A 10,263-nucleotide genomic window follows, 5' to 3' on the forward strand; every position below is an offset into this window, starting at 1 on the left:
CAGACGGTGACAGCTAATGCTGTCACCGTCTTTCGATGTAAATCCGGTAAATATGTGACGAATAGTCGTTAATTAACGTACACGTCTATCACCTATATAAGGGCGAAATACCAATTTACAATACTAAAGTTTCAATTGGATAGCCCAACGCCGCTAAATCTGCTTCGATTTTTGCTTTATCTCCCACCACTAGAATCACCATTTTATTGATATCTAGCTCGGAAGCCGCGAGGGCATTGAGTTCATCTTTTGTTACAGTATTAATGATCTTGTCCTGTTGAGTCGTAAAATCTTGGCTCAATTGGTAACGTTGGATCATGCGCATAAAGCCCGCTTTTTGATACGGAGTTTCATAATCAAGTGCTTGACCTTGCGAGACTGAATTTCGCATAAAGGCAAGTTCAGTATCTGTCATACCCTTTTGCTGATACGCACTGATTTCTTTTACAAACTCAGTGAGTGCTTTCGCCGTCACGTCACTGCGAACGTTACTTGATGCGACAAAATCACCGACTTCAGCACCGCCCGCAAAACTGGTGCGAGCGCCATAGGTATAACCTTTATTTTCACGTAAATTCAGGTTGATACGACTATTGAATGCGCCGCCGAGCGGGTAGTTCATCAGGTAAGATTTAAAGTAATCGCCTGTGGCATCATAGGGCAATGCGCGCTTGGCGATATTGATCACCGATTGCGCCGCGCCAGGTTTATCAATCAGATAAATCGTACCGCCTTTTAATGCTGGGAATGGCTTAAGTGGCGGCACCACAACTGCGGCCCCTTGCCACAGACTCAATCCCGCTAACTTAGGCAATAATGCTGATTCAGGTAAATTGGCGACTGTGACGATTTTAGCGTTACCGCCTTGATACTGCTGGGCATAAAACGCTTTTACATCGGCTAACGTAAGCGCCGCGACTGAATCGAGTGTACCTATGTCATTCACGCCTAAAGCATTGTCTTTACCGTATAACAAAGACGATAGCGCCGTATCAGCTAGGTAGCTAGGATCGGACTGCATATGCTGGATCTGCTGTAACTGCTGCTGTTTTACTCGAGTAAAGTCCGCTTCGTTGAAGGCTGGCTGGAAGAGTTTTTCTTCCATAATCGCCAGCGTCTCATCTAAATGCGCTGTCAGCGTCGATATTTTGATCGCACTTTGATATTCAGAGGCACTAAAGTCGACTGAACTGCCGAGCATTTCTAACGCTTGCGAAAGCGCTTCACTGCTGCGTTTCTGGCTCGACTCATTAAGCATTTCCGCAGTCAGCGTCGCTAAGCCCGCTTTTTCAACTGGTACCAGTCTATGGCCGCCATTAAGGTACACAATCAGCTCAACCGTTGGCGTTTCAGTGCTTTGTGTGCCCATGACTTCTATGCCATTGGCTAAGGTTTTTGTCCATATTGTCGGAACCTTTAACACAGGTGCGGCGCCTGATGCGGGCATCTTAGTTCGATCAAAACTTGAAACAAGTTCAGGCTTTGGCAAATCCCCTTCAACCGCCGTTTGCGCAATGGGCAAGGTCGCGGGCGTGAAGTTATCGGCATGGGCGATAAGTGACATCATACCCTGCGGCACCACACTCATCACCACCATAGGCTTATTTTTAATGTATTGCTTGAACACGCGCATCACATCGTCTTTGGTCACATTGGCATAACGACTCAAATCTGAAGCTATCATGTTCGGATTGCCCGACAGCGTTTGGTTCATCGCTAAGGCAGACACTTTGCCAGAAACACTTTGCAGGCTGTAAATGGTATCGGCCTCAAACTGCACTTTAACTTTTTGCAAATCGTCATCGGTAACGCCACGTTGCTCAAACTCATTAATAGAATCGAGGATACGTTGCTCCAGAACCGCCAGTTTGCCACCCTTTTCTGGATTGGCTAAAGCATAAATCGACATCTGACACGCAAGCTCTTGGCAAGGGTGGCTGACATTGGCCTGCACGGCATAGCCATCTTTCACCAAGTTTTTATATAACAAGGATGTTTTGCCGCCGCCTAAAATATTGGCTAACAGATCGAGCGCAGCTTCATCAGGATGCCTTGCGTATACGGTTGGAAAACCAATACGGATCAAGGGCAAGTGCACTTGATCTTCCATGGAGATGTAACGCGTTTTATCTAAGTTAACCAGCGCCTTTTGCTCTAAAGAGACTTCAGGGCCACGGGGGATTTCACCAAAATATTTATTCACCCAGGCTAAGGTCTGCATTTCATCGAAATCGCCACCTATGGTCAGGGTTGCATTGTTAGGGCCATACCAACGTTGGAAAAAGTGTTTAACATCATCAACTGTGGCGCGATTGAGATCGTCCGGCCAGCCAATCACAGGCCAAGAATAAGGATGACCGACAGGATACATGGCTTGGCTAAAACGCTCACTCATGCGGCCATAGGGCTGATTATCGATACGCTGTGCACGCTCGTTTTTCACTGTCTCGCGCTGCACTTCAAATTTTTCACTGGTGAGTGCCGGCAATAAAAAGCCCATACGGTCCGACTCAAGCCACAGCATTTTTTCTAATTGATTGCTGGGCACGGTTTCAAAGTAGTTGGTTCTGTCGGTATTGGTCGTGCCGTTTAAGGTGCCGCCAGCTTCGGTAACCACTTCAAAATGTTGTTCATCGGCGACGTGCTGCGAGCCTTGGAACATCATGTGTTCAAATAAATGCGCAAAACCCGAACGGCCAGCCAATTCACGGGCAGAGCCCACATGATAAGTGACGTCGACATGCACTAAGGGATCGGAATCATCTTGATGCAAAATAACCGTTAACCCATTGGCTAATTGGTACTTTTTGTAGGGTATCCCTACTTGCGAATCGGCCAGTTGCACATTTTCGATAAGTTTAACGCCTGCGGGCAAGTTCGCCGTAGTCGTTTCAGATGCACAGCCCGCGAGTGCGGCAGAAATTGCGACCGCTAATATCCATTTCTTCAAAACATTCCCCTCATACATCAATAGGTCAAAATAAAGTGTTATAGCTAAAGTGCTGCGTAAAGTAATAGTGCGCTTAAATGATTAAGCATTGGGATTTATGACTCGCAAAATTGGCACTAAGTTCCTATCTATACAGTAAATTCAGTCTAAACGGAAAACACTCCCTGCACTTGACTATTAAATGCATCCTAGCGCCATCATGCCATCCATTGCAGCACGGCAGCGGCAACAATTAAGTAACGAATTGTTTTACCAATTAAAATCATCACCAAAGAGGGGATTAACGCTAACCTCAGCCAACCTGCCAATAAACAGAGAATATCGCCGATAACCGGTGCCCATGAGAGTAAAAGCGCCCACACGCCGTAGCGTTCAATCATGGCGAGCCCCTTTGCGTGTTTACCTGTCGCTAACGCTTCTGGTGATTTTGCTAGGCGACCTAAGCGGCCTAAATAGAAACTGGTCATCGCGCCCAACGTGTTGCCAATACTGGCCACCACGACCAGCGCAACCCAAGCCTCTGGAGTTTTGTTTAATAGCGCCACGAGTAAGACTTCAGATCCCCCCGGTAACAAAGTCGCCGCTAAAAAAGCGCCGGTGAACATAATACCTAACTCAGTCATAATGGCTTACTCAATGATAAATCTCTCTTTTTGTATTCAATGCGATGAGATTTGCCATGGGTTAATTGAATGTTTCACTTAATCTTTTTACAACAAACTCACTTATCACAATAAGTTATAAGAAAAACGGTTTGTTATAACCCTAGCTCTGTCTATACAATGGTTTAACTATGGCAATCAATGACCATGCGCATGACTGAGAGCGCGTTAACATCACGCTCAATTCGTTAAATACGAATCCTATCATCGCAGGTCTATTGGCTCACTCTTAATTTATTTTTCTGGAATATGCATGATCCTTCAAACCATTAGCCGCATTCCGTTTTGGCAAAAAGTCTTAGCAGGCTTTATCTTAGGTGCGCTCGTTGGCGTTATTTTAGGTGAAAGCGCCACAGTGCTAAAACCACTCGGTGATCTGTTCATTGGCGCCATTAAGATGTTGGTCGCGCCTTTGGTCTTTTGTGCCATTGTCGTCAGTATCACATCGCTCGGATCGCAAACTAGCCTAAAACGCTTGAGCCTTAAAACCTTAGGCATGTTCATGCTGACAGGCACGATTGCCTCGCTGATCGGCTTAGCCGTAGGCTCAATGATCGACATGGGCGGCACTATGCAGCTCACGGCAACGGAAGTGCGCGAGCGTAATATTCCCGGTTTCGCACAAGTGTTGCTCGACATGATCCCAGTCAATCCTTTCGCCTCACTGGCTGAAGGCAAGGTACTGCAAATTATCGTGTTTGCCGCGTTAGTGGGTATCGCTATCAATAAAGTCGGCGAGAAAGCTGAGGCGCTAAAACGCACCATAGAAGCGGGCGCAGAAGTCATGTTCCAACTGACTCGCATGGTCTTAAAACTAACCCCTATCGGTGTGTTTGGTTTAATGGCTTGGGTTGTCGGTGAATACGGTTTATCAACTCTACTGCCGTTAGGTAAGTTTATCGGGGCTATCTACATTGCCGCCTTTATCCACATCATCTTTGTTTACGGTGGCTTAGTGAAATTTGTCGGCGGTTTAAGCCCACTGCAATTTTTCCGCAAAGCTATGCCTGCGCAGTTAGTCGCTTTTAGTACTTCTTCAAGTTTCGGCACTTTACCTGCGAGTACCCGCGCAGTCGAAACCATGGGCGTATCAAAGCGTTATAGCGCCTTTGTGATGCCATTAGGTGCGACCATGAACATGGACGGCTGTGGGGGTATTTACCCTGCGATTGCCGCTATCTTCATCGCCCAAATTTACAATATTCCGCTCGATACACTGGACTATGTAATGATTGCCGTGACTGCAACCGTGGCTTCTGTTGGCACCGCTGGCGTGCCAGGAAGTGCAATGGTGATGTTGACTGTGACCTTAGGTGTGATTGGTCTGCCACTTGAAGGCATTGCCTTTATCGCCGCGATTGACCGTATCATCGATATGATCCGCACAGCAACGAACGTGACGGGCGATATGATGACAGCTGTCGTGATTGGTAAATCAGAAAATGAACTCAATGAAGCGCAGTTCTATTCGAACGATAACCAAGACGTTACACCTGTGAGTTCGCAGCAATAGCAATACTGGGTCGAAGCCACTGCGCTAAGCCATCAGTAACATTAGGTAAATTACGCAGATGATGTAAATCAAGAGACCGCTTAGGCGGTCTTTTTTTTATCCAGCAAACAACGGTGAAACTGTCGACCTTAAAGCATCAATCAACTCCAACAATCCTCATCGGCTGTAAAATAGGTTACCCAAATAAGATCAAGCTGTTAGACTCTGAAACAACTCTAACTCACACTCTAGCAGAACAGACAATGACGAGACTCTTCCTTATCCCGCTGATCCTATGTTTGTTTTGGGCGTTATTTTTAAAAGCCAACAAACTCACGCTAAAACAAGGCCGACGAGGTTTTATCTACATTATCGGCATAAGTGGCGGGCTGATTTTAATCCTCATCACGTTAATGTGGTTAACGGCTTAGCAAAAGGCCAACTCAATATCGAGTTGGCCTTAGTGATAAGACTGTACTAACAATTGGAAGATGTTCAAAGCTCAGTTAACCCCAATCGGTTAACTCAGTGATTAACCCCGTCCATTACCCAAGAACGGCAAGTAAAATCCCCGCAGCGACTGCCGAACCTAACACACCCGCCACATTGGGCCCCATTGCATGCATCAGCAGGAAGTTATGTTGATTCGCTTCTAATCCCACTTTATTGACGACTCGCGCCGCCATAGGCACAGCCGACACCCCCGCCGCGCCAATCAGCGGATTCACTTTACCACCCGACAGCTTGCACATCAGCTTTGCCATCAACACACCCGCTGCTGTACCAACGCCGAAAGCCAAAGCACCCAACACCAGAATCCCTAAGGTTTCCAGTCGCAGAAATTGATCGGCCGATAACTTAGAACCCACAGCTAACCCTAAAAAAATAGTGACGATATTGATAAGCTCGTTCTGCGCCGTTTTCGATAATCTATCCACCACGCCCGATTCACGCATCAAGTTACCAAGGCAAAACATGCCCACTAACGGCGTGGCCGCAGGTAAGAAGAGAATCGTTAATCCCAGCACCATCAAAGGGAAAATGATCTTTTCCTTCTTACTGACTTCGCGCAGCTGCTCCATTTTAATTTCGCGCTCAGCTTGGGTTGTTAGTAAGCGCATGATCGGCGGTTGAATAATAGGGACTAGCGCCATATAGGAATAAGCCGCGACCGCAATCGCCCCCAATAACTCAGGCGCCAGTTTGGAGGCTAAGAAAATCGCCGTCGGTCCATCGGCACCGCCAATAATCGCAATGGCCGCCGCGTCCTTCATGGTGAACTCAAAGCCCGGCACTAAGTTCAGCGCTATCGCCCCGATCAATGTCACGAAAATCCCAAACTGCGCCGCCGCCCCTAACAACAGGGTTTTGGGATTAGCGATCAAGGCACTAAAGTCGGTCAGCGCGCCGACGCCCATAAAGATCAACAGCGGGAACACCCCTGTCTCAATCCCCACATGATAGGCGTAATACAGCATGCCACCTTCTTCGGTAAATCCCGCATGGGGAATGTTCGCCAGCACTGCACCAAAACCAATGGGCAACAATAGCAAAGGCTCAAATCCACGCACGATGGCGAGATACAAGAGCAAAGCGCCCACTGCCATCATCAACACTTGCCCGCCAGTAAAGTGAGCAATACCTGTCTCGGCCCAAAAAGCCATTAAACCTTCCATAATGACTCCTACGCCAAGGCCAGTAATTGAGAACCCACAGACACTGAGTCGCCTTCTTTCACCCAGAGCTTAGCGATAATGCCATCGCCCTGAGCACGAATTTCAGTTTCCATTTTCATCGCCTCAAGGATGATCACGACATCGCCTTCGCACACTCTATCGCCTGGAGAAACATGCACTTTGAAGATGTTGCCAGACAGAGGCGCGCTCATTTCGAGGCGGATCTCTCCATGGCTTGCAGTTGGCATAGTGCTCGCCGTAGCAGTTTGCACGGCTTGCACACTTTGGCCCTGTGGCTGAATTTGCGAGATCTCACCGCCTGCGGCGACTTCAACTACGTACTCTTGCCCTTCGACTGTTACCGTGTAGGTTTCAGGGCCACGATCCGCAGCATTAGTAGCAAGTGCTGAAGTCAATTCAGGTTTAGGCTCAAAGGCGCTTGGATCGTCACGATTCTTTAAGAACTGCAATCCTATTTGTGGGAAGAGTGCATAGGTCAGCACATCATCGTCATGCTCTGAAGATAGGCGAATGCCTTGTTCCAGTGCTTTATCAGCTAACTCAAGCCGTAACTTAGCCAGCTCCGGCGTTAATAAATCCGCAGGGCGACACGTAATAGCTTCAGCTCCTTGCAAGACTCTGGCTTGCAATGCGGCATCTACTGGCGCAGGCGTCGCGCCATATTCCCCCTTGAGCACGCCTTCAGTCTCTTTCGTCAGTGACTTATAACGCTCACCCATTAGCACATTGATTACCGCCTGCGAGCCGACAATTTGCGATGTGGGCGTCACTAACGGCAAGAAACCTAAATCAGCACGTACGCGGGGAATTTCTTCCAATACCAAGTCCATCTTATCGGCCGCGCCCTGTTCCTTTAGTTGGCTCTCCATATTGGTCAACATGCCACCAGGCACTTGTGCACGTAAGATCCGCGAATCGATGCCTTTCAGCGCGCCTTCAAACTTAGCGTACTTCTTGCGCACCTCACGGAAATAAGCGGCAATCTCCTCAAGCAACACCATATCGTAACCCGTTGCACGCTCAGTATCTTCCACCATAGCGATAACGGTTTCAGTTGCAGTATGTCCATAGGTTTGACTCATCGACGAAATTGCCGTATCGAGCACATCGATACCCGCTTCAATGGCTTTCTGATAAGTGGCAGTACTCAACCCTGTCGTCGCATGACAATGCATAGATAACACGAGTTGCGTCTGTGATTTGAGTCGGCTAATCAGCTCAAACGCTTCCATCGGCTTAAGTAAGCCCGCCATATCTTTGATGCACAAAGAATCACAACCCATATCTTCGAGACGTTTTGCCATATCAACCCACGTCTCTATGGTATGCACTGGACTCGTGGTATACGAAATCGTCCCCTGCGCATGGCCGCCAACTTGGCGCACTGCTTTCACCGCAGTCTCGAGGTTTCGAACATCGTTCATCGCATCGAAAATACGAAATACATCAACGCCATTGGTATGGGCGCGCTCAACAAAACGCGTGACTAAATCATCGGCATAATGGCGATAACCTAAGAGGTTTTGGCCACGCAGCAACATTTGCTGCGGCGTATTCGGCATGGCCTTTTTGAGCTCACGAATTCGATCCCAAGGATCTTCACCAAGATAACGAATACAAGCATCAAACGTCGCACCGCCCCAAGATTCCAGTGACCAGAAGCCGATCTTATCGAGTAGTGGCGCTATAGGTAACATGTCATCAATGCGTAAGCGCGTCGCTAAAATGGATTGATGCGCGTCCCGCAAAACGACATCAGTTAAAAATAATGGCTTAGCCACTGCCGTCGTAGAATTAGATACAAAAGTCATACTGCTCCCCATTACTTAATCTGTGAACGATACTGCTTTACCGCCAATGAAATCGCAGCGACCACATTTGGGTCTAAAGGCTTAGCATCAGATTGCGATACCCTCTGCTGACTTTTAGCATGATTTTTAGCAAAACGTGCAGAGGCAACATCGACTGCACACCAACGCGCAACCAAATGGATCCCAAGGATTAGTACACCTAAAAATAAATACACTAAGCCCATCCCCAAAAACATAATGCCAACGGCATCCAATAAAGATTGCGTTACATCCTCCATAGCTCCCCTTACTCTCTCAATCCCTATCAACAGTACGATTGCCCCAAAACCATCGCTATCGCATCACAAGTTCAACATTTAATCGGTTGAGCGGTTTACAAACTATGGGTCTCTCGTAGACAGACCTATAGCGACCACCACACAAAGAATATTTGAATAAAAAATCACATTTAAAAGCTAATAACTCACACAACAAGAAAGCCAGCTTGAACTCAACCCGCTACAAACATAACTAATTGATAACAAAAACACCATACAGATGTAAATTGGTCTTACCAATATTAAATAAACCCAAAGGCGGCCAGTCAATAATCCTCATAAATCGGGCAATTAATTCAATATTCCATAATGAAATACCTACTATGCTGGATTTAAGCTGAAGTGATGTCCTAGGCTAAAAAATAATTCCTAAATTAAAGACAACGGACATAGGAATAAACCAAGTGAAAAAGTATGCAGTTTTAACAATCCAAGTCACTGCTATTTGATTCTGAATGAATATAGAAAGGCATGTCGTTCTGAAGGAATTGATTGAAGAAGAGGAATGGGGTCAATCTAACAAATTAAATCATCCATTTTGACAACTTAGATATCCCCTTGATACCAACACGAAGCGGTGCTAGAGGCTCAATACGGTTTGTTGTGGAGCGGCTATCTTGAAAGATAAGCCACAGTGCTACCCGAGGTAGACCTTAGGCTCTTAGCTATTCGCAGGATTAATACAAATCGTATTTAATATCTGTTCATTCAGCGGGAATTCAACGCGCTTTAAACAAGGCGAAGGCTTGAAGGCATAGTGGTGCTCTGTCGAAAGCCTTAAACGCAGTATAAAGCGCGTTGTCATACCGTTAACAGTTAGCCGCCCTTCGGCATCCCACTCCGGTGTTGCATTGACTTAAAAGGGAATAACCATTTCTGCGTCAATGCGCCTTGGATTGAAATACCTGTGAGGCTCTGAACTAATTAGATATTTAATGTGATTGGTATAAGCAATAGGACAAGAACGAAATAAGGAAGCCTAGGATCGACAAGGAACTCAGCAATTAAAAAATGGGCTGGTGAGCTGGTGAGCTGGTGAGCTGGTGAGCTGGTGAGCTGGTGAGCTGGTGAGCTGGTGAGCTGGTGAGCTGGTGAGTAAAAATAGTGGGAAAACATGCAAGTTGGAAGAAAAATATATCAATTTCTGCAAATTGCAGACGCAAATAAGCCAGCTTATTCAGCTGGCTTCGTTACATCTCAATGAGATAATTAGGCGCTTGGCGATGACCTACTCTCACATGGGGAGACCCCACACTACCATCGGCGCGTTTGCGTTTCACTTCTGAGTTCGGGATGGGATCAGGTGGTTCCACAAGGCTATTGTCACCAAGCAA

The 10,263-nt window shown here is 46.9% G+C and carries 7 protein-coding genes and 1 rRNA gene; 2 read left to right on the plus strand and 6 right to left on the minus strand.

Translation table 11 applies throughout. The features are described 5' to 3' along the window. Positions 1–115 precede the first annotated feature (115 nt). Both K5Q99_RS14330 and K5Q99_RS14335 read right to left on the minus strand, forming a co-directional pair. The gene (locus K5Q99_RS14330) at positions 116–2,968 is read right to left on the minus strand and encodes a M16 family metallopeptidase (protein WP_220777230.1); all 2,853 of its coding nucleotides are present in this window, start codon (positions 2,966–2,968) and stop codon (positions 116–118) included. A 179-nt stretch (positions 2,969–3,147) separates the two neighbouring features. Beyond that, complete coding sequence (locus K5Q99_RS14335) at positions 3,148–3,573, minus strand: YqaA family protein (protein ID WP_220777231.1); 426 nt, start codon at positions 3,571–3,573, stop codon at positions 3,148–3,150. Between the two features lie 292 nt (positions 3,574–3,865). On the opposite strand from K5Q99_RS14335, the gene K5Q99_RS14340 reads away from it, so the two are divergent. Then, positions 3,866–5,125 carry a dicarboxylate/amino acid:cation symporter gene (locus tag K5Q99_RS14340; protein WP_220777232.1) on the plus strand — a complete coding sequence of 420 codons (1,260 nt, stop codon included), beginning with the start codon at positions 3,866–3,868 and terminating at the stop codon, positions 5,123–5,125. Between the two features lie 242 nt (positions 5,126–5,367). After that, the gene (locus K5Q99_RS14345) at positions 5,368–5,535 is read left to right on the plus strand and encodes a hypothetical protein (RefSeq protein WP_172837312.1); all 168 of its coding nucleotides are present in this window, start codon (positions 5,368–5,370) and stop codon (positions 5,533–5,535) included. A 114-nt stretch (positions 5,536–5,649) separates the two neighbouring features. Here the strand turns inward: K5Q99_RS14345 and K5Q99_RS14350 are convergent, their stop codons facing one another. From K5Q99_RS14350 to rrf, 4 genes are all read right to left on the minus strand, one after another. Further along, the gene (locus K5Q99_RS14350) at positions 5,650–6,780 is read right to left on the minus strand and encodes a sodium ion-translocating decarboxylase subunit beta (RefSeq protein ID WP_220777233.1); all 1,131 of its coding nucleotides are present in this window, start codon (positions 6,778–6,780) and stop codon (positions 5,650–5,652) included. A gap of 8 nt (positions 6,781–6,788) precedes the next feature. Beyond that, entirely contained in the window at positions 6,789–8,612 is a 1,824-nt protein-coding gene (oadA, locus tag K5Q99_RS14355; protein WP_220777234.1) for a sodium-extruding oxaloacetate decarboxylase subunit alpha, read from the minus strand. An 11-nt stretch (positions 8,613–8,623) separates the two neighbouring features. After that, positions 8,624–8,890, minus strand: coding sequence for an OadG family transporter subunit (locus K5Q99_RS14360; RefSeq protein ID WP_220777235.1), 267 nt, complete (start codon positions 8,888–8,890; stop codon positions 8,624–8,626). Positions 8,891–10,144: 1,254 nt separating this feature from the next. After that, positions 10,145–10,260 (minus strand): 5S ribosomal RNA (rrf, locus tag K5Q99_RS14365). Between the last annotated feature and the right edge of the window lie 3 nt (positions 10,261–10,263).

The sequence above is a fragment of the Shewanella hafniensis genome (assembly GCF_019655335.1).
Taxonomy (GTDB): Bacteria; Pseudomonadota; Gammaproteobacteria; order Enterobacterales; family Shewanellaceae; genus Shewanella; species Shewanella hafniensis.